Raw genomic sequence first — 25,019 nt, forward strand, 5'->3', positions numbered from 1 at the left:
AGGAGACCATGATGCGACGCCAGATCACGATCACGCTGCTCGTCCTCGGCACCGTCTTCGGTTACGCCTCCGGCTTCTCCTCGCTGCGCTGCCGCGCAGAGGCCCGCCGAGACGCCTTCCAGCGTCACGTCGCGTCCCTGTGCGTGGACGCCGCGCGGGGGGCCGAGCGCTCCTCGTGGCGGAGCGCCGCGCCCGCGCGCCCCGGAGCGCCGGAGCCCGACACCGGCGCGGGCCGCTGAGCTATACACAAGGGAGGCGGCAGCCGCGCGCTGCCGCCCCTGCTCCCCGGGGTCCTCCATGGCGCTGCGGCTGCTGCTCATCGACGACGACACAAGGCTCCACGCCTTGCTCGCGAGCTACCTCGAGCAGAACGGGTTCACGGTGACCGTCGCGAGCGACGGCGCGCGAGGCCTCGCGGCGCTCGCCGCGGGCACCTTCGACGCCGTCCTCCTCGACGTGATGATGCCCGGCATGGACGGCATCGAGGTCGTGCGCCGCATCCGGCAGAAGAGCTCGATGCCGATCCTCATGCTCACCGCCCGCGGCGACGAGGCCGATCGCGTGGTCGGCCTCGAGATCGGCGCCGACGACTACATCGCGAAGCCGTTCAGCCCGCGCGAGCTGCTCGCGCGCCTCCGGGCCGTGCTCCGGCGCGCCACGCCCGACGCCGCCGGCGAGCGGATCGTGGCCGGCGACATCGCCATCGACGTGCCCGGCCGCGTGGTCAGCGTGGCGGGCAAGCCGACGGAGCTCACCGGCATCGAGTTCGACATCCTCGTGGCCCTCGCGCGGCGCGCCGGCCGCGTCGTCGCCCGCGACGCGCTCCTCGAGGAGGCCGGCCGCGGCGACGTCAACGTCGGCGGGCGGACCGTCGACGTGCACATCTCGCACTTGCGGCAGAAGCTCGCCGACGATCCCAGGTCGCCGAAGCTCATCAAGACCGTGCGCGGGGTCGGCTACGTGCTCGCCAAGGACCGCGCGTGATCCGCTACCGGTCCTGGCTGAGCGAGAACGGGCGGAAGGTCTCGATCGGCCGCTTCCTCAGCGCGCGGCTGCATCGCCGGATCTTCATGTGGTTCGGCGCGACCATCCTCATCACCGCGTTCGCCGCGTTCGCGACGGTCGGGGCCATCGATCGCGTCGGCAACTCCGGCTGGCGGCACGAGCACGCCCGCGCCCGAGCCTTCGTGGGCCACCAGTTCCAGCGGGTCTGGGCCGATCCCGTGGCCCGCGACGCCCTCGCCCGCGTGATCGCCGAGGATTTCGACACCGACCTCGAGCTCCGCGACGCGACGGGGCGGAGGCTCGCGCGGTACGGCCAGCCCTGCCGGGCGCAGACCCTTGTCGCGCCGGTCCGCGGCGAGGGCGGTCCGCTCGGCACCGTGCTCCTCTGCCCCGGGCGCGGCCGCTCCGGCGCGTCGCTCCGCCTCGCCCTGCCGCTGCTCGCCGTGGGCGTCGTCCTGTGGGGGGCCTCGGGCCTCATCTCGCGCCGCCTTGCCCGCCCGCTCGTCGATCTGGCCCACGTCGCCCACGAGATCGGCGCCGGCAAGCTGTCGAGCCGGGTCCGGCTCGACTGCCACGGCCAGGGCGAGGTCGGCGTGGTCGCCGAGGCGGTTAACGACATGGCTGGCCGCATCGAGCGCCAGGTCGCCGACCAGCGAGAGCTGCTCGCCGCCGTGTCGCACGAGCTCCGCACGCCGCTCGCCCGGATCCGCCTGCTCACCGAGCTGGCCCGCGGGAACGGCGGGCCGAGCGTGTCCGTGCTCGACGACCTCGATCGCGAGGTCATGGAGATCGACGCGCTCGTCGGCGATCTCCTGGCGAGCTCGCGCATCGATTTCGCGGCCCTCACCGTGTCGCGCCTCAACCCGGCCGAGACCGCGATCCGCGCGCTGGAGCGCGCCGGGCTGGACCCGACGCTGCTGGAGGTCGCCGAGGGGACGCCGGCGTTCGCGGCGGACGCGACGCTGCTGGCGCGCGCGCTCGCCAACCTGCTCGAGAACGCGCGCGCGCACGCAGGCGGGGCCGAGCGGCTGCGGGTCCGTCCCGGCGGTCCGAGCCGCGTGGTCTTCGAGGTCGAGGACCGCGGCCCCGGGTTCGCGGACGGGGAGGAGACGCGCATCTTCGAGCCGTTCTTCCGGCGCGAGCGGGTGCAGGGAAGCGAGAGCGGCGCCGAGCGCGGCTCGCTCGGCCTGGGCCTGGCGCTGTGCAAGCGCATCGCCGAGGCGCACGGGGGCCGCGCGTTCGCCGAGAGCCGCGAGGGCGGCGGGGCGCGCGTGGGCATCGAGCTCGCGCTGCGTCCGCCCGCCAGCGCCGCGCGCCTCGCCGGCCGCCCTCGCCGCGCCTAGCCCGATCGCGAGCGGACCGGGCCGGCGGGGGCGTTCCCGCTTGACCGCGCGATGGCGCGGGTGCGACGCTCCGTGAGCTCGCGACCATGCGTATCCTTCTCTGTGAAGATCAGGACGCGATCCGGCGCATGATCGAGGCGCTGGTCGGCGCGAGCGGCCATGAGGTCATCGGCGTCGGCACCGGCCGCGAGGCGATGGAGCGCGCCTTGACCGAGCCCTTCGACGTGATCCTGCTCGATCTGATGCTCCCCGGGAGCATGGACGGCTTCGAGGTCTGCGCGCGCCTCCGCGCGGACCCGGCCACCGCCAGCCTGCCGATCATCGTGATCAGCGCCCTCGACGACCGCGAGTCGCGCGCCCGCGCCGAGGAGCTCGGTGCGACCGCGTACTACGCGAAGCCGTTCCGGCCTCTCGAGCTCCTGGAGCACATCGGCGGGCTCAAGGCCGCGCGGCGGCGCTGACAGGCTGTCGGGCGGCTCCCCGCCGCGACGGCGGCTCCACGGCCGGCGCAAGAGCGTGCTGGAACGCGGCGCGGGTTTTGGCTACACCCGCGGTCATGCACACTCGGTGGCGCGGGGTTATGGCTTCGATGCTTGCGGCGGTCGCCCTGGCGGGGCTCGCGGGCTGCGAGGGGGACAAGGGCAAGGCGCAGGTCGCCGTCGATGCGGGCGCGCTCGACGCCGGCCCGGCGCTGCCGGTCGTCGGCGGCAAGCTCGGCGCAGCGCTCGCCGAGGCGGCGGCGCCGGGCGGCCCCGAGAAGCGGTCGCCGCCGGGCAGCGCGGCGGACGGCCCGCCGGAGAACGGCGTGTTCTCGCCGCAAGCAGCGCTCGCCGCGCTCCCGAAGGACGTGCCCTACAAGCTCGAGGTCATCGACGACGGCAGCGAGCCGCGGGCCAGGCTCGCCCCGAAGATCGACCCGAAATCCGAGCAAAAGCTCACCATCACGCTCGGGCTGCGCATGGGCGGGCCGCAGGGGATGCCGAACCTCGATTTCGGCGTGAGCCTCAAGGCGGAGAAGCCGGCGGACCCACCCAAGGACGGCGCGGCCGCGCCCGCGGCAGGCGCGGCGCCGACGAAGGTGACCGCGAAGGTCACGTCGGCGACGCTCGCGTCGATGTCCGTCGGCGGGCCGCCGAAGGAGCTCGCCGACGCGCTGGCGAAGCTGAAGGGCAGCTCGCTGCGCTACGATCTCTCGCCGGCGAACGTGGCCAGCAATCAGAGGCCCGAGCTGGCCAAGGACGCCGATCCCGGGCTCCAGCCGGTGCTCGCCGCCCTCGGGGAGGCCATCGCGCTCCTCACGCCGCCGCTGCCGGACAAGCCCGTCGGCGCGGGGGCCTACTGGATGGTCGCCGACCGCGTCGTGGTGTCGGGCGCGCAGCTGCCGGTGCTGCGGTACCGGGTCTTCAAGATCGAGAAGGTGGAGGGAGATCTCGTCTCGTTCAGCGTGGATACGCGCCAGTACGCGGAGGGGGCCGATCTCAAGCTGCCGGGCCCGAACGGCGAGGTCACGCTGACCATCGACCGGGTCGACTCCTCTGGAAAGGGCACGTTCACCTGGTCGCCGTCGAGCTACGCGCCGGGCACCGCCGACGCCTCGCAGCGGCTCCAGGCGCTCCTCGTGCCCCCCGGCGCCAGCGCCCAGCAGGCCGCCCAGCGCAGCGTGGCCCAGGTCGAGCTCACGGCGAAGTTCGCGACGCCGGCAGCGCAGTAGCCGCCGGCCCGCCGCGCAGGGGCGAGGGCGGCGAGCGTCCCGGTCGCCGCCCGTGGACCGTGGAGAGCCTGGCGACCGCGCCCTGCCCTGGAGCGGCGCGGCGGTGCCCGGGGGCGTTGGCTAATCCCGTGCATGAGCGCCCATGCGGGGAGGCGTGGCGGCTGTCCGACCCGGCTGGCAGAGGCGGGCGGGCAGGCGGCGCCACGGCGCAGGCGGCATGACCTACGGGTGCGGGCGGAACATGCACGGGTGCAGTCTCGAGGCCTACCTCGAGGAGCCGGGCCTCACCGAGGGACAGCGGAGGCGGCTGCGGCTGTTCCGCACGGTGGAGGACGCCGTGAGCGATCGCGTGGAGCAGCTGTGCACGTGCAGCGGGCTCGACGTGACCGACGCGGCGATCCTCGTCGTGTCTCCGGCGGCGCGCCGGCTGTTCTTCCGCAGCGCCGCGCCCGGCTGCGCGGAGCCGCCGGGCGCGAGCGTCATCGTCGGCCATCGCGCGCGGCTCCACGCGTTCCTGCACGCCGCGCTGCCGCCCGCGGACGAGGCGCCGCTCGACCCCTACGCCGACCTGCTCGCTCCATCCCCGCCCCAGTGCGTCCGCGTGCTCATCGTGGACGAGGACTCGCTCACGATCCTCAACTACGGCGCGTTCGTGGTGGTGAGCCTCGACCGCAGCGAGATGCCGACGGCGTAGCGACCGGCCCTCCGCGGCAGGTCAGAAGCGCACCGTGAGGCGGAGCGGGCCGAGGGCCGCGCGCGGCGAGGCCTGCCTGCGCGGGGCGCCGGCGGGGTCGCCATCGAGGACCAGCACGAGCACGCCGGCGCCCGCCGCGATGAGGCCGGCGCCCGCGACGAGGTCGCCCGCGAGCGCCTGGGCGCGCGCGGCGTCGGCGGTGTCCCCGTCCCGCGTCGGCGCGTCCGACGCGCTCGCGACGCCGAGGAGGCCGATCGCCACGCCGGCCGCGACGGTGGCCAGGCCGCCGGCGAGCAGCGCGATCGGCACGACGCGGACCGTCGCGGCGTCGGGCGTGGAGCGGAGCGCCGCGCCACCCGGCCGCGCGCTCGCCGAGGGCGCCCGCGGCCCGGCGGACGCGTCCAGCATGGCGGCGTCGCGCTCCAGGCTCATCACGATGACGACACGGCTCCCCGGCGCCGCGGCGACGGTCCGCTGCGCCTCGCGGTAACCCGGCGCGCGCGCGGTCACCGTGTGGTCCCCCGGGTTGAGCGGCCGCGGCCGATCGAGCGCCGCCACGGGCACGTCGACCCCGTCGATCTTCACCGCGAGGCCGGCGACGTCGTCCGGGGAGAACCTCAGATCGAGCGCTGCGATCTGGCGCTCGAGCTCCTGCACCGCCTGGCGCGCGAGCTTCTCGTACTCCTTCGTCGCTGGCGCGGACGGCTCGACAAGGAACGCGCGGAAGCTCTCCAGCGCCTCGACGAGCTGGCCGGTCTGCTGCTGAGCCACCCCGAGGCTGTAGAGCGTGATCGGCGCGCGCTTGATCGCGAGCGAGCGCTCGTACTGCTTCCGCGCCTCCTCCCAGCGGCCCTGCTTGGCGAACTCGGAGCCCTCGATGAAGATCTCGCGCGCGACCGCGACGTCGGCCGCGCTCTGCGCCGCGGCGGGCGCAGGCGCGGCGAGGAGCCCCGCCGCCGCGACGAGGAGCGCGAGGGGGCCCGCGAGCGCTCGCGTCCGCCGCGGCGTCACGGCCTGAACCGCTCCCCGTCGGCCACGAGCGAGAGCCCGTCGATCCCGGACCACAGGATGAGCTCGGTCCCCGTCCAGACCCCCACGCCGTAGCTGTGCTGCTTGGCCGCGGGCGACATGCTCGCGCCCCACCCTGCCATGGGATCGTACAGCTTCCCGTCCTTCCTGAACGTCGCGTCGCTCCGCCCGCCTGCGATGAGCGCGCGCGCGCCCGTCCACCCGGTCCAGCCGGTGCGCCGCTCGCTGCGGCTGCGCCGCGAGGGGGCGTCCTTGTTGTCGATGGCGAGCCAGGTGCCCGCCGCCGCGTCGTAGCTCGCGCCGTCGCTGAGGATGTCGTCGTCTTTGTCCTGGCCGCCCCAGACGAGCAGCCGGTTGCCCATCCAGACCGCGAACGCGTCGGCCCGCGGGCCCGGCGCGCCCGCGGTGGGCAGCGCTCGCCACACGTCCGTCGTGGGGTTGTAGGCGTACCCCTCGTTCGTGGTCGCCTCGCCGGCGCGCCCGCCGAACAGGTAGAGCTCCGTGCCCGACCAGGCCCACGCGACGCCGTCGCGCGCGGGGGCCGCGCCGGCGCTGGAGACCGGCGCCCACGCGTCGGCGACGGGGTCGTAGAGCGCGCCGCCGGCGGCGGGGGCGCCGCCCGCGGTGCCGCCCCAGATCAGGAGGCGCGTGCCGGTCCACACGGCGAACGGCGACCGCCGCGCGGTGGGGGCGTCCGTGGTGCTCATCGCGCGCCAGGTCCGCGCCACCGGGTCGTACGCGCCGCCGGTGGACAGGCCCGACGTGTTCGCGAACGTGCCGCCGCCCCACACGAGCACCCGGGAGCCCGTCCACGCCGCGCCGGCGACCACGCGGGCCGAGGGAGCGCCCTCGCCGCCCAGCGACGACCACGCGTCGCGCGCCGGATCGTAGAGCGCCCCGTCGTCCACGTCCCCGCTCGCCGTGCGGCCGCCCCACACGAAGAGCGCGTTCCCGATCCAGGTCGCCGCGGCCAGCTGCCGCGGCGCGGGCGCGCCGATCCTCGTCATGAGGACCCACGCGGGCGTGCACGCGCCGTCGCGGCACTCGCGCCCGCTCAGGCACGCGTTTCCGCACGCGCCGCAGTGCTCGGCCGAGCCCAGGCTGACGCACGCCCCGTCGCACGCCGCGAGGCCGCTGCCGCAGGGCGGGATGCAGGCGCCGCCCGAGCAGATCTCGTCGCCGCTGCAGTCGGCGCTTGTGCAGCACTGGCGGCACGCGACGAGGCTGCAGCACTGCTGTCCTTCGGCGCAGGCCGTGCTCCGGCACACCGTGCCGCCGTCGGCGCACACGTCCGCGGTGCAGCCGTCGCCATCGGAGCAGTCCGCGTCCGAGCAGCAGGCGCGGCAGTCTGCGCCGCAGTCGTGCGGCGTGAACCCCCCGCACGCGCACGCGCCGGCGGCGCACGCGGCGCCCGGCTTGCAGACGGTGCCGCACGCGCCGCAGTGCTGCGGATCCCTGGCGAGGTCGGACTCGCAGCCCGGGACGGCCGGATCGCAGTCGGCGAAGCCCGCGTCGCACGCCAGCGCGCCCGCCTCGCAGTGCTGGTGCGGCCCCGCGGCCACGCCGCACGCGCCGCAGTGCCTGGGGCTGGTCTGCATGTCGACGCACGAGAAGCCGCACGCGGCGAGGCCCGCGGCGCAGGTGGCCATGCACGCCGTGCCGTCGCAGAACGGCGTCTCCGGCGCGCACTGCGCGCCGCACGCGCCGCAGGTCGCCGGGTCGGCCGCGGGCGACTCGCAGCCGGGCAGGCCGTCGCAGTCGAGGAGCCCGTTCGCGCAGGCGCAGCCGCCGCCCGCGTCGCAGGTCATGCCGTCCGCGCAGGTGTCGCCGCAGGCCCTGCAGCGCTCGCTCGTGCCGAGCGTCGACTCGCAGCCGTCATCGGGCGAACCGTTGCAGTCGTCGTACCCCGGCTGGCACCCGCACACGCCCGCCTGGCACTCCATGCTCGGCCCGCAGGTGATGCCGCAGCCGCCGCAGTTCGCGGGGTTCGACGAGCCGTCGGTCTCGCACCCCGTGTCGTCGCGCTCGTCGCAGTCGAGGAGCGGCGGCGCGCAGGCGCACTGCCCCTCGTCGCAGATCGCGCCCGAAGGGCAACGGAAGGAGCAACCGCCGCAGCGCTCGGGATCGCTGGTGAGGTCGACCTCGCAGCCGTTGGTGACGATGTTCCCGTCGCAGTTGTCGAAGCCGAAGACGCACTCGGACGAGCAGTGGCCGCCCACGCACAGCGTGTGCAGGCACGGCGCGCCGCAGGCGCCGCAGTTCGTCGGATCGTTCAGCACGCTGGTGCACGACCCGCCGCAGCACGACTCCCCGGCGCCGCAGGCGTTGCCGCAGGCGCCGCAGTGCTCTCCGTCCTGGCTCAGGTCGACGCACGCGCCGCCGCAGCAGGCGTCCGCCGCGCAGCCCGGCGCGCACGCGCCGCCGTTCGGGGTCTCGGCGCCGCCCTCGGGCGGCTTGTCGGAGAGGGCGCTCTCCGCGAGCAGCGAGCAGGCGCCGGTGAGCACGGCCAGCGCGAGCAGCAGCGGCCAGCGCGCGCCGAGCGTGGGCTCGCGATGTCGCGTCTCGCGCGCGGGTCTCACCTCCGGCGGCATCGCGGCTTCAGAAGTTCGGCCGAGCCGGGACCGGCAGGGCAGCGCCAGGGGTCTTCGAGCTCGTCCGCGGGACCGCGCTCCGTCGCGCGCCCGGGTTCCGGGGAACCGCCGCGGGCTCCCGCTCGGCGGCGCCGCTGTCCGCGGGCCCGCGGCGCGGCTCGCCGATTGAGGGCAGCGCTTTGGCCGAGCGCTCCGGCCCGGCGTTGCCCTGGCTCCCGGCGCCCTGCCCGGGCAGCGGCGCGGCCGCGGCGGGCGCGGACGGGTCGCGCGGCGCGGCGGGCGGCGCCGCCGGGGGCGGCGCGGCGCCGGCGTCCCGCGCGGTCTCGGTGCGCAGGGCGAACAGCGCGAGGCCGAGCGTCACGAGCGCCGCGACCGCCGCCAGCGCGAGGACGGCGGCGCGTCGCCGGCCGCCGCCCGCGCGCGCGCTCTCCTCGCGCACGGCCGTCTCCACGTCCGCGCCGCTCCTCGACGACGCGCGCGCGGGCGGCCGCTCGGACAGGCGCCGCTGGCCGCCGTCGCTCAGCCAGTGGACGGCGATCGACGTCCCGGCCACGTCCTCCTCGACCCCGTGCTCGGTCGCCCACCGCGCGAGCGCCACGCCCATGTCGCGCATGGTTCGCCATCGCTCCGGGCGCTCCTTCGCGAGCCCGCGCTCGATGATGCCCCACAGCGTCGCGTCGCCGACCCCGAGCTCGGTGATCGGCACCGGATCCTTGACGAGGATCGCCGCCACGAGCTCGTGGTAGTTGCCGCCGAGGAACGGCCTCTGGCCCGTGATCGTCTCGTAGAGCACCACGGAGAAGGCCCAGATGTCCGTCTGCCCGTCGACGTCGGTGATGCCGCGCGCCTGCTCGGGCGACATGTAGTCGGGGCTGCCGAGCACCGTGCCCGCCTTGGTCACGTCGCCGCCCGCGGTCTCGCTCCACACCTTGGCGATGCCGAAGTCGACGATCTTGGGGGTGACGTCCCCGCGATCGTTCTTCACGAGGAAGATGTTCTCGGGCTTGAGATCGCGGTGGACGATCTTGCGGTCGTGCGCCGCGGCGAGGGCGCTCGCGATCGGCAGCAGGATGCGGAGCGCGGCCGCGGGCGAGAAGCGCTTCCTGCGCTCGATCGCCTCGACCAGCTGCTCGCCGCGGAGGACCTCCATCACGATGTACGGATCGAGGTGATCGGACTCCCCGAAGTCGAGCACCCGGACGATCGAGGGGTGATCGATCCGCGCCGCGGCGCGCGCCTCCTGCTGGAGGCGGAGCGTCGCCTCGGTGGAGGTGACCTCGCGCCGGATGAACTTGAGCGCGACGTCGATGTTCAGCACGTCGTTGTGGGCCAGCCACACCATCCCCATGCCGCCCTCGCCGAGGACGTAGCGCAGCCGGTACTTGCCGCCGATCACGTCGCCCTCGCGGTAGGTCCGCCGCGTCGACCGCCCCGGGCCGGGCGACGGCGCGCTGGCTTGCCGGAGCGACGACAGGAGCGCCAGATCGAGCGACTCCGGGTCGCCCGAGTCGGGAGCGCTGCCGCGCGGGAAGGCCGCAGAGGAAGGGGAGGAGCGGCTCGCGCCCTCAGCCCGCAGCGTCGAGCCCGTCGATGGTGCGGGCGCGGAGGTTGAGCGCGGCGACATGGAGCGAGGGTATTCTAACTTTGCTGGCCTCCCACAGCCATGGTCTCGCGCTGACCGCGCGCGCAGAGCAGCGCGCGGTCAGCGCAGGGGAGCGCGGTCAGCGCCGGCGCGCGCCCCCCCCGCCGGGAGCCCACACGTCGTGCAACGTGCGACGAGCTGAGACAGGGCGATGGCCGGATTTATGCTCCACGAGGATCTTTACCCGCGGGCCGATGCGCACCGTGAGCGGGCCCACGTGCTCGTGTACGTCGCCGTCGCACACATAGCGGACCACACCGGAGCGGGCCTCGAGCACCGCGCGCCGGGCGATCTTCTCGAACGTGTGTGCCTCGCCCATCGGCTGCGCTCGCCAGATATCGCGCAGCTTCCTGACGAAGCCGAGCGCGGAGGTGTGGATGCCCAGCATGTGGAAGCTCTCGGGGCGCTCGTCGTAGCGGTGGAACGGGCGGAACCCGAGGCCGATCTGGTCGACGGTGCCGGCGGCGACGGCGAGGTAATCGCGCTCCGGGAAGGCCGTGCCGTCCTCGAAGTGGACGCGGCCCTCCCAGCGCGCGGCGACCTGGGTGTCGGTCTTGAGGAGCACGGCGGCGCTCGCGCGGGCGAGGACCTTCGCGGCCCAGAGCGCGCTCCGCTCCTCGCTGCGGTTGTACTCGGCGATGAACCCGTGGACGCAGCCGGTGCCGAAGATGAAGCCGTAGTGGGCGCCGATGTGCATCACATGGCGCTCGATCCAGCGCAGCGGGTGCCGGCCGCGGTCGGTGTAGCGGGCGATGAGCCCGGCGAGCAGGCCGTCGGGGCGCCCGCGGGGGACGCCGACGGCGTTGGCCACGGTGTTCATCGTCCCGCCGCGCAGGAAGGCGATCGGCGGCAGCGGCTCGTCCTCGTAGACGTCGAGGAAGCCGGTGATGGTGACGTGGTTCGTGCCGTCGCCCCCCGAGATGCCGAGCACGTCGATGGAGAGCTTCCTGAAGTCCTCCGCGATCCGGGCGAGGTCCTCGCGGGTGCGCGCGGTGCGGACCACGCCGTGGTCGCCGAGCGTGCGCGCGAGCCGGACGGCCGCGCGGGGATCGCCCTGGTTCTGGCGCGAGCGGGGGTTGATGATGACGCCGATGCCGCCCATCTAGCGCCGGCCTCGCGGCGTCTTCCACCGCGGCTTGAGGTGGACCCGCATGACGTCCGCCATCAGGCCGAGGTGGGCGCAGTGGTCGGGCTTGTCGTCGCCGGTGTACCCGCGGAGGTGGAAGTCTCCGCGATCGTAGCGCCGGATCATGTCGAGGCCGAGCACGTCGCGGCGGGAGGAGCCCCTCGGCTTGCCCCGCAGCTGCTGCACGACGAAGCTCGCCGTCTCCTCGGTCGACGCGTAGCCGGGCGGCAGGATGGAGGAGTGGCTCATGAACATGAACGCCTCGCCCGCCGCGGCGCGCCGGGCGAACGCGATGAACGGCTCGAGCTGCGCGACCTTGAGCTTGCGCTGCTGCTCGTCGGCGTACCCCGCGTGCAGCGAGTCGAGCAGCACGAGCGCGTCGACCCGCTTGCCGGCCTTCTGGCGCAGGATCTGCTCGATGGCGCCATAGCCCGCGCTCCACGCCGAGAGGCCGAGCTTCCGGATGTAGACCTTCTTCTTGCCGGTCTTCTTCGCCACCGCGCGCTCGATGCTGTCGAGCAGGTGCTCGAAGACGTAGGGCGCCGAGAACGTGCTCGAGTACGCGCCCGAGCCGATCCCCAGATCGATGCCGACGAGGACGGCGCCGTCGGCCGTCTTCACGAACTCCTTGCGGAGCGCCTCGTGGCCGTGGAAGTGGATGAGGACGTCGAAGCCGCCGCGCTTCGTGACCCCGCCCCGGTGCGGCATGATCATCTGCCCGATCGAGGGCGCGCGGGACCACCGGTCGTAGACGCCCCAGCCCGGATCGGGCGTCATGCACGGGTTGATGTCGCCGCGGCGCTTCTTCGAGGGGGCGGAGAGGCTGCTCGTGGCCCCCGGCCTGTCGCGCCGCGCCGGGCTGCGCTCGACGCGCTGGTCTGCGCCGCCCGCGCTGGAGGGCGGGGTGCCTGCGCCGGCTCCGTCCGCCGCCGGCGCCCCGTCGGCGTGCAGCGGCGGCGCGCCGTCGGCCGGCGGAGGGCTGTCGGTCGGCGCCGGGCTGCCGGCCTGCGTTGCGCTGTCGGCCTGCGGTGCGCTGTCAGCCTGCGGGGCGGGGGCCTGCGGGGCGGCCTGCGCGGCGGGCGGGGGCTCCGGCGGCGCGCCGGGCTGCCCGGCGGCCGGGTCCTGCGCCGCTGCAGGGGGCGCGGCGAGCCACCAGGTGGCGGCGAGCAGCGAGAGGAGCGCCCATCGCCCGGGGGGCCTGCGGGCCTGCAGAGGATGTCTCATGTCGGGAGGGCCTCCATTCCATGAAACGGCGTGCGGATCGAGCGCTCGGTGCACCGGCGCCGCCGCGGCGCTGTCCTCCGCGACGGCGCGCGGGCGTTCAGCGACGGGGCAGGGGGCAGGCGGGGCGCCCTGCGCGAGTGGGCGTCACCCCGGCGGCGGCTTCCCCTGGAGGAAGGCGGCGCCCGCGTCGGCGGCGGCGAGGATGCGCTCCTCGGCCTGCGAGGCGAGCTTCTCGACCGCCGCGGCGGCGTCGGCGGGGGGCAGCGAGCGGAGGAACTGGATGAACTCCGGCTCGAGGCCGGGCTTCACGCCGCTCAGGACGAGCACGATCGGGATGGCCGGCTTCTCGACCTCGGCGAGCTCGGTGGCGCGGGCGCGCCAGCGGCTCGCCCCGACGGCGAGGCGGAAGGCCCACTGCGCGCCGAGGCCGATGAGGAGGCCGGCCATGACGCCCGCGACGAAGAGATCGGCGTCCTTGGGGGCGAGGAGCGCGGCGGAGAGCCCGCCGATGGCCGCGCCGATCACGATGCCGGGCTCGCCGCTGTTGTACGCGGCCGCGGTCTTCAGGATCTCGGCGGCCTGCATGCCCGGGCGCCCGCTGCGCACGGCGTCGCGCAGCGGCAGCAGCGTCGCGAGGCGGCGCATCGAGGCGGCGCGCACGCCGAGGTAGCTGATGAGCAGGGCGCAGACGGTCAGCCCGACGCCGACGCTCACCGCCACGCGCCGGGAGAAGACGCCCTGGGGGAGCGGCTCGCGGACCACCGCGGTGGTCGCGCGCTCCCGGTCGCGCTCGGCGGTCGCCTTGTAGGCGGCCTCGGCGTCCTTCGTGGCCTGCGCGACCTTGTCGGCGGGGATGTCGGCGAGGAGCGAGAGCAGCTGCTTCGCCGCCTCGAACTGCTCGGCCTCCTCGGCGGCCGGCGGCGTGATCGCGGCCGCCTTGGCGATGGCGTCCCAGCCGGGGATCGCGCTCACCCGCGCCCCGAGGAGCGCCTCGGTCGCCTCGCGGCAGCCCGCCAGCGTCTTGACCTGCTTGTGGAGCGGCTGGGCGGAGGCCCACGCGCCCTGCTTGTCCGGCTCCTTGGGCTTGGGCGGCGGCGGGGTGTTGCGCTGCGCGCGCGTCCTCGTGACCGGCGGCGGCGCCGGGGGCTCCTCGCCCGGGGCGGGCATGCGCGCGGATTTCGCGGCCTTCTTGAACAGGTCGATCTCGACGATGAGCTTCTCGCCGGCGAGGGCGCACGCGCGCGCGGGGGCGAGGCGGGCCTCGGATTCCTCTGCCTGCCGCCGCGCGCCCGGGTCCAGGACGAGCCTGCCGTCCACGGTCACGAGCCGGAGGACCGCCATGGCGATGCACAGGACGAGGATGGCCGAGGCGATGAAGGTGGCGCGGACCTCCTCGCGCCGGGTGTACTCGTTCACGCTCGCTCCCTCGGAAAGACCGGAGATGGGCAGGTCGGCGCGAGGGCGACCGCGCGGCCGGCCCGCCACGGAGCGCCGCGATCGGCGTCGCGGCCGTCACGGCAGGGGGACACCGAAGGAGCGCAAGCCCGTCGCATGCTGATCACCGTTAAACCAGATGCCGGACCGATACCACAGCGTCGCTCGCAATGGGGTCCGCGGCTTCCCCTCGCGTCGGCGTCCGCGCGGCCCGGCGCGGTGGTCTGCGTTCCCGAGCGCCCTGGAACTTGCTCAGCCCCGGGGCGCCTCGTGTAAGGGTGCGCAGAAGGCGCGGAGAAGGCGTGGAGGCAGTCGTCACATCCCACAAGTCCGTCGAGCCCGCTGTCGTCGCGCTGCCCGAGCAGGGAGCGGAGGCCGCGAGGCGCGGCGCCCCCGCGGGGGCGCCCGGTGCGGCGGGGGAGCCCGGCGTGGCGGTGGCGTGCGGAGCCCCGGCCGCGCGGGGAGCGAGCCGGGGCCTGTGGATCTCGTCGACCTACTTCGCCGAGGGCCTGCCCTACGCGATCGCGCACAAGGTGGCGGGGGAGTTCTTCACGGCGGCGGGGGCGAGCCTTCCGATCATCGGCCTCGTGTCGCTCTACGGGCTCCCGTGGAACCTCAAGTTCCTCTGGAGCCCGCTGATCGACCTCCACGGCAGCCCGCGGCGCTGGCTCCTGGGGGCCGAGATCGCGCTCGCGGTGATCCTCCTCGGGCTCGCCGCGACGGCGGACAGCGGCGCGCTCTGGCTCGTCGCCGCGCTGTTCGGGCTGGTCGCCATCGCCGCGGCGACGCACGACATCGCGGTCGACGGCTTCTATCTGCAGGCGCTCGACAAGGACGCGCAGGCTGGCTTTTCCGGGTTGCGGGTCGGAGCGTACCGGCTCGCGCTGCTCGCGGGCGCGCTGCTGGTCGCGTTCGCGGGCTGGGCGTCCTTCGGCGCGTCGTTCGCGGTCGCGGCGGCCGGGCTCGTGCTGCTCGCGGGCGCCCACGCGGTGGGGTTGCCGCGCCCGGCGGCTGCGGCGGCGCCCGGAGCTGCGGCGGCGCCCGGAGCTGCGGCGGCGCCTGGAGCCGCCGGGCTGCGGCGGTATGTCGAGCCGTTCCGGGTGTTCCTGCGGCAGCCCCGGATCGCGTCGAGCCTGGCGTTCATCCTCTGCTACCGGGCGGGGGACGCGCTCATGTTCGCGATGTCGTCGCCGCTGCTGAAGAGCCTCGGCCTCGACACGGCGGCGCGCGGCAACGTGGGCGGGATCGGGACGGTCGCCTCGATCGCCGGCGCGACCCTCGGCGGTGTGCTCATCAAGCGGTGGGGGCTCGCGCGCACCATCTTCCCCATCGCGCTCGTGCAGAGCCTCGCGATCCTGCTCTACGTCGCGCTCTCGTGGTCGCGGCCGACGCTCCCGTGGATCATCGCGCTCGTCACGCTCGAGCAGCTCGCCGCCGGCGTCGGTACGGCGGTGCTCGTCGTGTTCCTGATGCGGCGCTGCGTGGACGGGTACAAGTCGTCGCACTTCGCGATCGGCTCGGCGCTCATGTCGGTCTCCGCGACCTTCGCCGGCAGCGTGAGCGGCTACCTGGCCGCCGGCGTGGGGTTCACGGCGTTCTTCGCGATCGCCTTCGCGGCGTCGATCCCGGGGGTCGTCCTGTCGCGCTGGGTGCCGCGGGACTAGCGCGTGACGGCCGCGCGCGCCGCCTCGCACCGCTTCCCTTCCGCTTCCGCTTCCGCGGTGCACCCGTTGTCCGTGACAACTTGACAACCGCGCCCTTGCCGGGCGCGCCTCACCGTCCGTGCTCCCGCCCGCTTGCATCCCGGGCCCAGCCGGCTCAACCCTCGCCCCATGCAGAACCGCGCGCGACACCTGCCGCTCCCGCGCTTCGCCCGGCCGCTCCTGGCAGCCGCGGCCGCGGCCCTCTCCCTTTCCGGCCCGAAGACCGCACCGGCAGCGCCTCCCGAGGCCACGCCCTCGCCCCCGAAGGCCGCACCCGCGGCGGCCCCGAAGGCCGCGCCGGAAGCGCCGCCCGCCGCCTCTCCGCCGCCCAAGCTCGACGTCCCGTTCACGAAGTACGCCCTCAAGAACGGCCTCACCGTGATCCTGCACGAGGACCACGCGCTGCCGATGGTCGCCCTCAACCTCATGGTCAAGGTCGGCTCGCGCTTCGAGGAGCCGGGGCGCACCGGCTTCGCGCACCTGTTCGAGCACCTCATGTTCATGGGCACGCGCCGCGTCCCCACGAAGCAGTTCGACGCGTGGATGGAGGCCGAGGGCGGCTCGAACAACGCGTGGACCAGCGAGGACCGGACCGCTTACCACGAGGTGGCGCCGGCCCACGCGCTGCCCCTCCTGCTCTGGCTCGAGGCCGACAGGTTCGCGTCCCTCGCGGACAGCATGGATGCCCCCAAGCTCAACGCGCAGCGCGACGTCGTGAGGAACGAGCGCCGCCAGACCAGCGAGAACGAGCCCTACGGCAAGGTCGGCCTCCTCCTGCCCTCGCTGATGTACCCGAAGGGACACCCCTACCACCACCCGGTGATCGGCTCGCACGAGGACCTCCAGGCCGCGACGGTCGACGACGTGACGGCGTTCTTCCGGCGATGGTACGTGCCGAACAACGTCTCCCTTGTCGTGGCCGGCGACTTCGATCCGCAGAAGGCGCGCGACACCATCGAGCGGTACTTCGGCGGCATCCCGGGGCAGCCGGTCCCCGCGGCGCCCACGCCGCCGCCCGTGAAGCTGAGCGGCGTCGTGCGGCAGACGATCGAGGACAACGTGAACCTCCCCAAGGTGGTCATGGCCTGGCACAGCCCCGCGCGCTTCGCGCCGGGCGACGCCGAGCTCGACCTCCTCGCCACGGCGCTCGAGCAGGGCAAGGCGAGCCGCCTCTACAAGGCCCTCGTCTACGACAAGGCGCTCGCCCAGGAGGTGAGCGCCCTGCAGAGCTCCGGCGATCTCGGCTCGACGTTCACCGTCGAGGCGATCGCGCGGCCGGGCGTGCCGCTCGACAAGCTCGAGGCCGCCATCGACGCCGAGCTCGCCCGGGTGCGCGACGAAAGGCTGAGCCGCGAGGAGCTCGACCGGGCCAGGAACCAGTACGAGACCGCCTTCGTGACGGCGCTCGAGTCGGTCGCCGGCCGGGCCTCGATGCTCAACCGGTACGAGACGTGGACGGGCCAGCCCGGGTTCGTGGAGCAGGACCTGAAGCGCTACCGCGACGCGACCGCGGCGTCGCTGCAGGCGGTCGCGAAGAGCACGCTCGACCCGGACGCGCGGGTGATCCTGCGGGTCGTGCCGAAGGGCAGCGACGAGACGAAGAAGGCGGTGACGAAATGAGAGCGAGGAACGCAGGCGCGATGATCGCGCTGCTCGCCGCGGCGGCCGGCTGCGAGCCGAAGGCCCCGGCGCAGTCCCCGGCCCGGGCAGAGGCGCCGCGGCCCAGCGCCCCGGCCACGGCCGCCCAGCCCGCGGACCCGATCGGGCCCAGGCCGGAGCTGCCCAGGCCGCAGCCGTTCACGCCGCCGGCGCCCGTGGTGCTCGACGGGCCGAACGGCGCGAAGGTGTGGCTGCTCGAGCGCCACACGCTGCCGATCGTGTCGGTGTCCGTCGCCGTCGCGTCGGGATCGGCGGACGATCCGAAGGGCGCGGCGGGCCTCGCCCACATCACGGCCAGCATGCTCGACGAGGGCGCAGGGCAGCGCAGCGCGGTGGAGCTCTCCAGCGCGATCAACGACCTCGGCGCGACGCTCTCGGTCGGGGCGCGCGCCGACGGGAGCCTCGCGACCCTCTCCGTGCTGAAGAAGAACTTCGGCAAGGCGTTCACGCTCCTCGCCGACGTCGTCGCGCGCCCGCGCTTCGAGGCGAAGGAGTGGAAGCGCGTCAGCGAGCTCTGGCAGAACGACCTGAGGAAGCGCGGCGACGACCCGACGCGGGTCTCGGCGCTCGTCTCGACGGCCGCGCTCTACGGGCCGGGCACGCCATACGGGCACCCCGTCGAGGGCCTGCTCGCGGACGCCAGGTCGATCGGGCTCCCGGCCGTCGAGGCGTTCTACAAGACGGCGTGGCGCCCCGATCGCGCGGTGATCACGGTGGTCGGCGACATCACCCGGGACGAGGTGATGCAGGCGATCTCGCGCGACCTCGGGACCTGGTCCGCCAAGGGCGCCGCGCCGGCCGCCAAGGGCGCCGCGCCGGCCGGCACCGCGCAGGCCGCGCCGGCCTGGAAGCCGCCGCGCCTCGTGCTCGTCGACCGCCCGGGGGCGCCGCAGTCGGTGATCGGGGTCGTGCGGGAGGGGGTCGCCGCGAGCGATCCGCGGCGGCCGCTGCTCCAGCTGATCAACACCGCGCTCGGCGGCTCGTTCACGTCGCGCTTGAACCAGAACCTGCGCGAGGATCACGGCTGGTCCTACGGCGCCGCGTCGGCGTTCAGCGAGACGAAGCAGCAGGGCGTCTTCGTGGCCCGGGCGTCCGTGGTCACCGAGGCGACCGGACCCGCCCTGAAGGAGATGCTCGCCGAGCTTGCCAAGATGGCAGACTCCGGGCTGACCCGGGACGAGCTGGCGAAGGTGCAGGCGCACGACCGCGCGGATCTCGTCTCCGCCTACGAGACGGCGAACCGCACCGCCCAGCGCCTCGGGACGCTGGCGCGGCTCCAGCTGCCCGAGACGTTCGACGGCGCCGCGAGCGAGGCGCGGCAGAAGGCGACGCTCGCCGGCCTCGCGGAGCTGGCGAGGGCGGTGGATCCGAAGGCGGCGACCCTCGTGGTCGTGGGCCCGCGGCAGGAGATCCTGCCGCAGCTCCAGGCGATCGGCCTCGGCGAGCCGGAGGCGTGGGACGTCGAGGGGCAGCCGATCCAGCCGAAGAAGGCGCCCTGAGCGGCGCGCGCTCCTCCCGCCGCGCCGGCAGCGGGAGGAGCGGCCGCCGTCGCAGCGCCCTCAGGGCGAGGTCGGCTCGAAGTCGAGCGGGTTGCTCGGCGCGCCCTCGTGCAGGATGCCGTCGCCGAACCAGTAGACGTAACGAGGCTCCTGAGCGCCGTCGAGGTAGGCCTCCAGCCGGACGATGGCGCCCTCGGTCGTGGTGAACGTCATCGCGTCGATGTCCGAGCCGGTCTCGGCGTGGAGGTACGCGATGCCCTCGTCGACGAGGCGCGTCGCGTCCGTCTTCTCGAGGTCGGTCCCCACGATGTCGAACAGCTCGGACGACGTGTCCACCGAGGCGTAGAGGTCGAAGCTGCAGACGACCTTGGAGCTGTTTGTGTCGCAGGTCGTCCAGAGCTTCCACGTCCCGCCGGCCGCGTACTCGACGAAGATGCCGACGCCCTCGCCCGGCTCGCTGCTCAGGACGGCGTCCGTGTCGATGGCCACGAGCCTCGGCTCGTCCGTGGGCGGCGGAGGGGCATTGTTGTCCTCGTCGTCCTCATCGTCCCAGTCGTCGTGCTGGTGGTGGTCGTCGTGGCGGCCGTCCTCGTCGACGACGATGCAGCCGGCCGACGCGAGGGGCGTGGCGACGAGAAGGAACGACCACAGCCCCAGTGAACGATGCTTCACGAAGTCAGCGAAAAACGTCATCGGATCTGCTCCTGCCCGTGGACATCGCAAGACGTGGACCAAGCGCTACCTCGACCGCGGGCGAGACGGCGCCGGCGCCGCCCTGCCCGGGGCCGGGCCCGACGGGATGTGGATCCTGGGGCGCGGGGACGACGGCGCGCTCGGGAAGGCGCGCGGCTTGGCAGCCGGCGCGCTCTGCTGCGGCGCCGGAATCACCTGCGGCCGTTGCGCCGGCGCCGACCGGTGCGGGACGGCGCGCGGCGTGGACGGCGTGGTGTCGACGCGCGGCGCGGGCGGCGCGGTGTGGACGCGCGGCGCGGGCGGCGCGGTGTGGACGCGCGGCGCCGGGACCCCCCGCGGCACTGCGGCGGGGGCGGGCGACGGGGGCGCGACGGTCGCCCGCGACGCGCGCTGCGGCGCGCTCGCGCCGGCGCGGGGCAGGGCGCCTCCATCGGAGAAGCCCCGCGGCCGAAAGCCGGGCCTGGCGACGGGGGCCGGAGCGCCGCCGTCGTGCGCCCTCGGGGTGCGCAGCGAGGGCGCCGCGCGCCGGTCGCCCGCCGGCGCAGAGGGCGCCAGGAGGGGGCGGCGCGACGGCGGGGGCGCGAGGCGCGCGCTCGGCGCCGCGCTCTTGCGCGCATAGGCGAGGGCGCGAGGATCCGCCTTGGCGCGGTGCCTCGGCGCGGACGACGAGGGGACGCCGGCCTCGGCGAGCGAGGGCGACGCCGGGCGATAGCTGCCAGGGCGGATCCCGTGGGACGGGCTCGAGTGCCCCGCACCCCGCCTGCCGTCCGGGCGGACGCCGTCGCGCCCGGTCCGGCTCACGGTCGGCCGCGCCGGCCTGTAGGTGTGCGAGTGCGCGGCGATGCGCCGGACGATCTCGCGATCGCGGACGACGTGCCGGTGGACGTGGTGGTGGAACACGTGCGTCGTCGGGCAGAAGACGTACGCCGCCGGGGGCACGGTCCACAGCGACAGCGCGACGCCGCTGCTCCAGTAATACGTGGGCGGCATCGGAGCCCAGCCGACGTAGCCGTAGTCGCCGACGCGCCAGACCACCCACGCCGGGGCGTAGACGCGCCCCGGGATCCACGACCAGCCGTGGGCGGAGATCCAGACCCAGCGGCCGTAGTGGAAGGGGATGTGACCCCACGCATAGTCGCTGACCCACATCCACTCGCCGTCGTCGGTCAGCTCCCAGCGACCCGCGGTCTGGTAGGGCGCGAAATCCGGGCCGACCACGACCGCGGAAGGCACCCAGACCCTGCCGTAGCTCGGGTCGTCGACCCAGGTGCCGTACGGGGCGAGCGGCTCCTGGAACTCGACAAGGACGCTCGGGTCGGTGTCCTCGTATGCGTCCACCGCGATCTCTGCGCTCACGCCGACCTCGGCCTGGACCGGCTGGGTCTCGACGGGCTGTGAAGGCGCGGTCTCACCGGCGGCGGCGGGCTCGTCGGTCGTGTAGCCCTGCGGCAGGCCCTGGGCGGCGGCGCTCGACGGCGCGGCGATCAGCGCGACGAGCAGCGTGGCGAGCAGCGGCAGCGCGCCTCCGAGCCGGCGGAGCCGGGCCCTGAAGATGCCCGACGCCGCAGGCGCAGGGCGCGTAGGGGAAGCGGACGGGGGGAGAGGCATCGGGTGCATGATGGGTCCTTCTCGAAGGGGATGCCAGGCAGAGGTCGGGCTGGCCTCGGGCGTCCTCGGACCTCTTCAGACGTCCTCCCGCGCGGGAACAATCACTGCGCCGTGCAAGCCTCGTTCCGGAGCTCGGCGCCGGCGTTCGTTCCACGCGGCGCGGCGCGGCGCGCCACACCACAGGGGGTCGCGCGCGGCGCGCCATCGCGTCCGCTGCCTCACTCGAGATCGCTGTCGTCGAGCGCCGGCGCCGCCTCGCCCGAGGGCGGAGGCTCTCGCGCGGGCAGCGCCTTCGGCAGGAGCGACAGCCGCGCGTGCGCGTCGGCCAGCTTGCGGTCGGCCTCGCGCAGGCGCCGGTTCAGCACCCGGATCACGGCGTCGGCGATCTCGGCCGTCTCCCGCACCGCCTCGTGGAAATCCTCGGCGGAGACCCGGAGCAGCTCCGCGTCCTCGGTGACCACGGCGGTCGAGCCCCGCGGCTCGCTGTCGAACAGCGACATCTCGCCGAAGACGTCGTTCGCGCCGAGGCGCGCGATCTCGCGGCTGTCCAGGGTGAGGCTCACCTCGCCCGAGATGATCGAGTAGAGCGCGCCGCCCGGCTCGCCCTGGCGGAAGATGACGTCGCCCCGGACCAGCGAGACCACGAGCGAGCCGCGCGCCAGCGCCACGAGATCGTCGCCGGCCACGCGGGAGAAAAGCGGGACACGCTGGAGGAAAAGGACCTTCTCGATGGTTGTGTACATCTCGTCCTGGGGCTCGATACCGGTGCCGCCGGTGACCGCCCAGTATCGTGCGTAACGGGCCACGGCGGGGTCGTCATCGGCCCGCAGCGCGACAAGGCGCTCGCGGGCGCCGGGCGGCGACGTGACGGCGATCGCGATGGCGGCGGCCTCGCGGACGAGCGGGTCGGGGTCGTGGGTCGCGGCGAGCGCGTCTCCGGCCGCGCCGGCGATGGCGTTCCGGGCGACGGCGTCGAGCGCGAGCGCGGCGCTGTAGGGCTCGCCGCGCGCGAGCTCGCAGCGGACCCAGGCGACGGTGCCGGCCTCCGGCGGCATGGGCCTCCGGGGGAACGCGACCGAGAGCTCGAGCAGGCGCTCGACGAGGGAGACGAGGCGCTCGCGCAGCCGGCGGTCGAGGAGCGACTCCAGCACCTCGAAGGCGTTGGCCCGCAGCGCGGGATCGGGGCCGAAGACGTGGGTGCGCACCAGGGCGACGACCTCGCGCGGGTAGGCGAGCTCGCACAGCCGGAGCACGCGGATGAGCCCCTTCCGCAGCCGGCGGAGCAGGTGCTGATCGAGCAGCGGGCCCGCGACGCGGGGGCGCACCGCGATGTACGCCTCGCGCATGCGCACGTGCTCGACCGTCTCGTCGTCGATGCAGGCGCGGATGGTCCGGAGGGGCACCGGCGGCGCGCGCAGCGCGAGGCGCAGGCGCGAGGCCGACGCGAGCACCTTCTGGCGGAGGGCCTCGTTCGGGTGGTCGATCTGGGCGAGCAGCGCGTCGAGGGCGTCGTGGCTGGAGAGCCGCGCGAGCACCCGCGGGATCGCGAGCCGCGCGGCGCGCGGGGTGCCGTCGTCGCCGAGGCGCGCCGCGAGCTCGGCAATGGCGTCGTCACCGAGCGCCTCGATGGCCCGGGCCGCGGCCGGCGCGAGGGCGCGCTCGGCGAGCGCGTCGGCGAGCAGGGGGAGCAGGCGCGGATCGGCGACGCTCGACGAGGACCGCACGGCCGCGCGGCGCACCGCGGGGTCGGGGTCGGCGATGAGCCGCGCGAGCGCGCGCTGGAGCGACGCGTGGCCGACCAGGCCGAGGATGCGGGCGGCGGCGAGGCGGTCGCGGGGGGAGGGGCTGTCGAGCAGGGCGCGCAGCCGCGGCGCGCCCTCGAGCATGCCGTCGAGGCCGCAGTAGCGCAGGAGCGCGGCGATCGCGGCGGCCCGGAGCTCCTCGTCGCCGTGCGCGCCCGCGGAGGCGCGCCGGGGCGCGCCGCTCTCCCGCGCGAGCGCGAGCAGCTCGTCGTGGGCGTCCTCCCGCAGCTGCGCGGCGAGCGCGTCGACGGCGGCGACGCGGACCGTGGTGTTCCTGTCGCGGATCGCCGCGCGCGCGATCTCGGCGCCCGCGTCGTGCGCGAGCTCGGCCCCGAGGCGCACCGCGAGCGCGCGCACCCTGGCCGAGCCGTGGCGCGCGAGCGCGGGCACGGCCTCGCGCACGACGGTGGGGTCGAGCTGCCGGAGCTGGTCGACGGCGAACAGCACCTGCGTCACGGCGCGGCTGTAGAGCGCCTCCTTGAGGACCGCGCGCGTCTGGGGCCCGTAGACGACGCTGTCCGGCGCGATCTGGCGGCGCATCAAGGTGCGGCGCATGGCGTCGAAGTAGCCGCGCCGCACGAGCGGGAGGAGGGCCATGATGGCGACGCAGAGCGGCAGGGAGTAGAGGCCGAGGAGCGCGGCCTCCTCGACGAGCGCGGGGCCTGTCGCGGCGGTGGGCGCGACGGCGAGCAGGATCAGCGCGCCGAGGCCGTAGCCGAGGGGCTTGGCGATCACGGAGACGAGCGTCCGCACCCGCTCCCGGAGCGCCGGCGGGAACGGGAAGAAGAGCAGCTGCATCGTCGCGTCGTGGATCGTGAACTGGAGCGCGTTGTCGCTCAGCTTGAGGATGGAGCCGAAGGCGAGGGAGGGGCTCGCGATCAGCGCGACGGTGCTGGCGGTGAACGCGGCCGGCATGGCGAGCAGCCCGCCGAGCACGCCGTGGCGCCGGAGGACCCTGGGCGTCGCCACGAGCTGCATGAGCAGGCCGAGCACGCCGACGGCGCCGTAGAGGAACCCCATGAACCGTGCGAGCTCGTCGCGGCCGGGGTAGGCGGTGAGGGCGATCGCCTTGAACTGGTAGTCGCCGATCGTGAGGACGGTGAAGAGGAGGAGGGTGACGAGCGCGACGGTGAGGGCGTAGCGCGATCGCCACACGTCCATGCGGGGGAGGTGGGCCTGGATGAGCTCCTCGTCGACGGACGGGGGCCGCTCCAGGGGGTGCCGCCGCGCGAGCGCCGTGGTGAGCGAGGCCATGCCGAGGAGCGCGGCGATGAGCACGAAGATCAGGTTCTCGGTGCCGATCCACGTGACGATGCCGCCGGTCGCGAAGCCGCAGACGACGGTGCCGACGACGCGCCCGCTGCCGATCAGGCCGAAGAGGCGCTTGGCGCTGCGCGGGTCGTGCAGGTCCTGGGCGACGGCCCAGACGAGGACGGCGGTGAAGTTCGCGATGATCTCGGACCAGATGTAGAAGACGAGGTAGGCGGCGCGCACCTCCTGGCCGATGAAGACGCGCAGCAGCGCGAACGTGGCCGCGCCGAACAGGGCGAAGGCGACGCACAGGCGGGCGCGCGGCAGGCGGCGGGCGATGCGGTCGTAGGCGAGCGCGGCGACCGCGGAGGCGGCGCCGTATACGATCCACATCGGCGCGATCCAGGTGACCGGGAACCTGGTGAGGAAGAGCGCGTCGCGCGCCGAGCGGCCGACCACGAAGATGAGGGCGGCGAGGAAGAGCAGGCAAAAGAGCAGCGCGGTCCGGTGCAGCTCGACGCGGGTGAGGGTGACGCCGAGGACGGCGGTGTCGGTGTCCGGCGCGGCGCCGGTCGGATGCAGCCGGCTGGGCCGGTTCGAGGTCGGGCGCACCGACGGGACGGACCCGGGCGCAGGTGCGCCGTCCGGGCGCGCGCTGAGCTGTCCGGTGCGCGTCATCTCCGGAGCGGCGGCGCGCTCCTTCGCGCTCGGCTCCCGGGGGGCGGTGTCGGTCGGATCCACTTGCCTCAAACTAGCCGAGCTCTCGCGAGGCGCGCGTGCTGCATGCCACGCGGCGCGTCCGGCGGCGCGGCGCGGCGCGCCGGTCCGCTCGCCCCGGCGCGCCGCGGCGCCGCTGCCAACTTGTCAGGAACGGACAGCGAGGAGGGCCAGCTCGTCATTTCGCGCGTCTCCGACGTGGGCTCCGCGTGCGCCTGCGGCGCGGGCATCTGCGGGCGCCCCCGGTGCTTCCGGGAGCGCCGGAGGCGGGCCTCGAACGCGGCTCCG

At 74.9% G+C, this 25,019-nt stretch carries 18 protein-coding genes; 9 read left to right on the top strand and 9 right to left on the bottom strand.

From position 1 onward, the window contains the following. The first annotated feature begins 8 nt into the window (after positions 1–8). From WMF36_RS10660 to WMF36_RS10685, 6 genes are all read left to right on the top strand, one after another. On the top strand, positions 9–239 hold the full coding sequence (locus WMF36_RS10660) for a hypothetical protein (RefSeq protein ID WP_437489325.1): 231 nt from the start codon (positions 9–11) through the stop codon (positions 237–239). A gap of 58 nt (positions 240–297) precedes the next feature. Then, positions 298–984, top strand: coding sequence for a response regulator (locus tag WMF36_RS10665; protein ID WP_437489327.1), 687 nt, complete (start codon positions 298–300; stop codon positions 982–984). Next, complete coding sequence (locus WMF36_RS10670) at positions 981–2,348, top strand: ATP-binding protein (RefSeq protein ID WP_437579498.1); 1,368 nt, start codon at positions 981–983, stop codon at positions 2,346–2,348. Before WMF36_RS10665 ends, WMF36_RS10670 begins: the two co-directional genes overlap by 4 nt. Positions 2,349–2,434: 86 nt before the next feature. Further along, positions 2,435–2,809 (top strand): response regulator, encoded by a 375-nt coding sequence (locus tag WMF36_RS10675; protein WP_437579499.1) that lies wholly within the window; start codon positions 2,435–2,437, stop codon positions 2,807–2,809. A 119-nt stretch (positions 2,810–2,928) separates the two neighbouring features. After that, complete coding sequence (locus WMF36_RS10680; protein WP_437579500.1) at positions 2,929–4,059, top strand: hypothetical protein; 1,131 nt, start codon at positions 2,929–2,931, stop codon at positions 4,057–4,059. 241 nt (positions 4,060–4,300) lie between these two features. Continuing rightward, positions 4,301–4,753: a hypothetical protein gene (locus WMF36_RS10685; RefSeq protein WP_437579501.1), complete on the top strand. Its 453-nt coding sequence runs from the start codon at positions 4,301–4,303 to the stop codon at positions 4,751–4,753. A gap of 21 nt (positions 4,754–4,774) precedes the next feature. On the opposite strand, the gene WMF36_RS10690 is transcribed toward WMF36_RS10685, so the two are convergent. The 6 genes from WMF36_RS10690 to WMF36_RS10715 form a co-directional block, all read right to left on the bottom strand. Then, a complete protein-coding gene (locus WMF36_RS10690; protein ID WP_437579502.1) occupies positions 4,775–5,764 on the bottom strand; it encodes a hypothetical protein in 990 nt (329 codons plus the stop codon). After that, positions 5,761–8,361, bottom strand: a complete 2,601-nt coding sequence (locus WMF36_RS10695; RefSeq protein ID WP_437579503.1) for a Kelch repeat-containing protein — start codon at positions 8,359–8,361, stop codon at positions 5,761–5,763. Before WMF36_RS10695 ends, WMF36_RS10690 begins: the two co-directional genes overlap by 4 nt. 19 nt (positions 8,362–8,380) lie before the next feature. After that, positions 8,381–9,997 (bottom strand): serine/threonine-protein kinase, encoded by a 1,617-nt coding sequence (locus WMF36_RS10700; RefSeq protein WP_437579504.1) that lies wholly within the window; start codon positions 9,995–9,997, stop codon positions 8,381–8,383. Positions 9,998–10,094: 97 nt separating this feature from the next. Continuing rightward, the gene (locus WMF36_RS10705) at positions 10,095–11,117 is read right to left on the bottom strand and encodes a diacylglycerol/lipid kinase family protein (protein ID WP_437579505.1); all 1,023 of its coding nucleotides are present in this window, start codon (positions 11,115–11,117) and stop codon (positions 10,095–10,097) included. Further along, positions 11,118–12,365, bottom strand: a complete 1,248-nt coding sequence (locus tag WMF36_RS10710; protein WP_437579506.1) for a hypothetical protein — start codon at positions 12,363–12,365, stop codon at positions 11,118–11,120. It lies immediately after the preceding gene. Positions 12,366–12,509: 144 nt separating this feature from the next. Continuing rightward, the gene (locus WMF36_RS10715) at positions 12,510–13,781 is read right to left on the bottom strand and encodes a hypothetical protein (RefSeq protein ID WP_437579507.1); all 1,272 of its coding nucleotides are present in this window, start codon (positions 13,779–13,781) and stop codon (positions 12,510–12,512) included. A gap of 320 nt (positions 13,782–14,101) precedes the next feature. On the opposite strand from WMF36_RS10715, the gene WMF36_RS10720 reads away from it, so the two are divergent. The 3 genes from WMF36_RS10720 to WMF36_RS10730 all read left to right on the top strand — a co-directional run bounded on the left by WMF36_RS10720 (position 14,102) and on the right by WMF36_RS10730 (position 18,660). After that, a complete protein-coding gene (locus WMF36_RS10720) occupies positions 14,102–15,463 on the top strand; it encodes an MFS transporter (RefSeq protein ID WP_437579508.1) in 1,362 nt (453 codons plus the stop codon). 168 nt (positions 15,464–15,631) lie between these two features. Beyond that, positions 15,632–17,122, top strand: a complete 1,491-nt coding sequence (locus WMF36_RS10725; protein WP_437579509.1) for a M16 family metallopeptidase — start codon at positions 15,632–15,634, stop codon at positions 17,120–17,122. Beyond that, positions 17,119–18,660 carry a M16 family metallopeptidase gene (locus WMF36_RS10730; RefSeq protein WP_437579510.1) on the top strand — a complete coding sequence of 514 codons (1,542 nt, stop codon included), beginning with the start codon at positions 17,119–17,121 and terminating at the stop codon, positions 18,658–18,660. The genes WMF36_RS10725 and WMF36_RS10730 overlap by 4 nt, the downstream gene beginning before the upstream one ends. A 60-nt stretch (positions 18,661–18,720) precedes the next feature. On the opposite strand, the gene WMF36_RS10735 is transcribed toward WMF36_RS10730, so the two are convergent. The 3 genes from WMF36_RS10735 to WMF36_RS10745 all read right to left on the bottom strand — a co-directional run bounded on the left by WMF36_RS10735 (position 18,721) and on the right by WMF36_RS10745 (position 24,755). Then, positions 18,721–19,353 (bottom strand): hypothetical protein, encoded by a 633-nt coding sequence (locus tag WMF36_RS10735; RefSeq protein WP_437579511.1) that lies wholly within the window; start codon positions 19,351–19,353, stop codon positions 18,721–18,723. A 45-nt stretch (positions 19,354–19,398) separates the two neighbouring features. Then, positions 19,399–20,970 (bottom strand): DUF6600 domain-containing protein, encoded by a 1,572-nt coding sequence (locus WMF36_RS10740; RefSeq protein WP_437579512.1) that lies wholly within the window; start codon positions 20,968–20,970, stop codon positions 19,399–19,401. A 209-nt stretch (positions 20,971–21,179) separates the two neighbouring features. Continuing rightward, positions 21,180–24,755: an Npt1/Npt2 family nucleotide transporter gene (locus WMF36_RS10745; protein ID WP_437579513.1), complete on the bottom strand. Its 3,576-nt coding sequence runs from the start codon at positions 24,753–24,755 to the stop codon at positions 21,180–21,182. Between the last annotated feature and the right edge of the window lie 264 nt (positions 24,756–25,019).

Source organism: Sorangium sp. So ce887 (genome assembly GCF_051521455.1).
GTDB lineage: Bacteria > Myxococcota_A > Polyangia > Polyangiales > Polyangiaceae > Sorangium.

What these genes read in the sequence shown, in the direction of transcription:
- WMF36_RS10660 (WP_437489325.1), top strand. Translation starts at nt 9, where the DNA reads ATGATGCGACGCCAGATCACGATCACGCTGCTCGTCCTCGGCACCGTC.
- WMF36_RS10665 (WP_437489327.1), top strand. Translation starts at nt 298, where the DNA reads ATGGCGCTGCGGCTGCTGCTCATCGACGACGACACAAGGCTCCACGCC.
- WMF36_RS10675 (WP_437579499.1), top strand. Translation starts at nt 2,435, where the DNA reads ATGCGTATCCTTCTCTGTGAAGATCAGGACGCGATCCGGCGCATGATC.
- WMF36_RS10680 (WP_437579500.1), top strand. Translation starts at nt 2,929, where the DNA reads ATGGCTTCGATGCTTGCGGCGGTCGCCCTGGCGGGGCTCGCGGGCTGC.
- WMF36_RS10685 (WP_437579501.1), top strand. Translation starts at nt 4,301, where the DNA reads ATGCACGGGTGCAGTCTCGAGGCCTACCTCGAGGAGCCGGGCCTCACC.
- WMF36_RS10700 (WP_437579504.1), bottom strand. Translation starts at nt 9,997, where the DNA reads ATGTCGCCGCGCTCAACCTCCGCGCCCGCACCATCGACGGGCTCGACG.
- WMF36_RS10705 (WP_437579505.1), bottom strand. Translation starts at nt 11,117, where the DNA reads ATGGGCGGCATCGGCGTCATCATCAACCCCCGCTCGCGCCAGAACCAG.
- WMF36_RS10710 (WP_437579506.1), bottom strand. Translation starts at nt 12,365, where the DNA reads ATGAGACATCCTCTGCAGGCCCGCAGGCCCCCCGGGCGATGGGCGCTC.
- WMF36_RS10725 (WP_437579509.1), top strand. Translation starts at nt 15,632, where the DNA reads ATGCAGAACCGCGCGCGACACCTGCCGCTCCCGCGCTTCGCCCGGCCG.
- WMF36_RS10730 (WP_437579510.1), top strand. Translation starts at nt 17,119, where the DNA reads ATGAGAGCGAGGAACGCAGGCGCGATGATCGCGCTGCTCGCCGCGGCG.
- WMF36_RS10735 (WP_437579511.1), bottom strand. Translation starts at nt 19,353, where the DNA reads ATGACGTTTTTCGCTGACTTCGTGAAGCATCGTTCACTGGGGCTGTGG.
- WMF36_RS10740 (WP_437579512.1), bottom strand. Translation starts at nt 20,970, where the DNA reads ATGCACCCGATGCCTCTCCCCCCGTCCGCTTCCCCTACGCGCCCTGCG.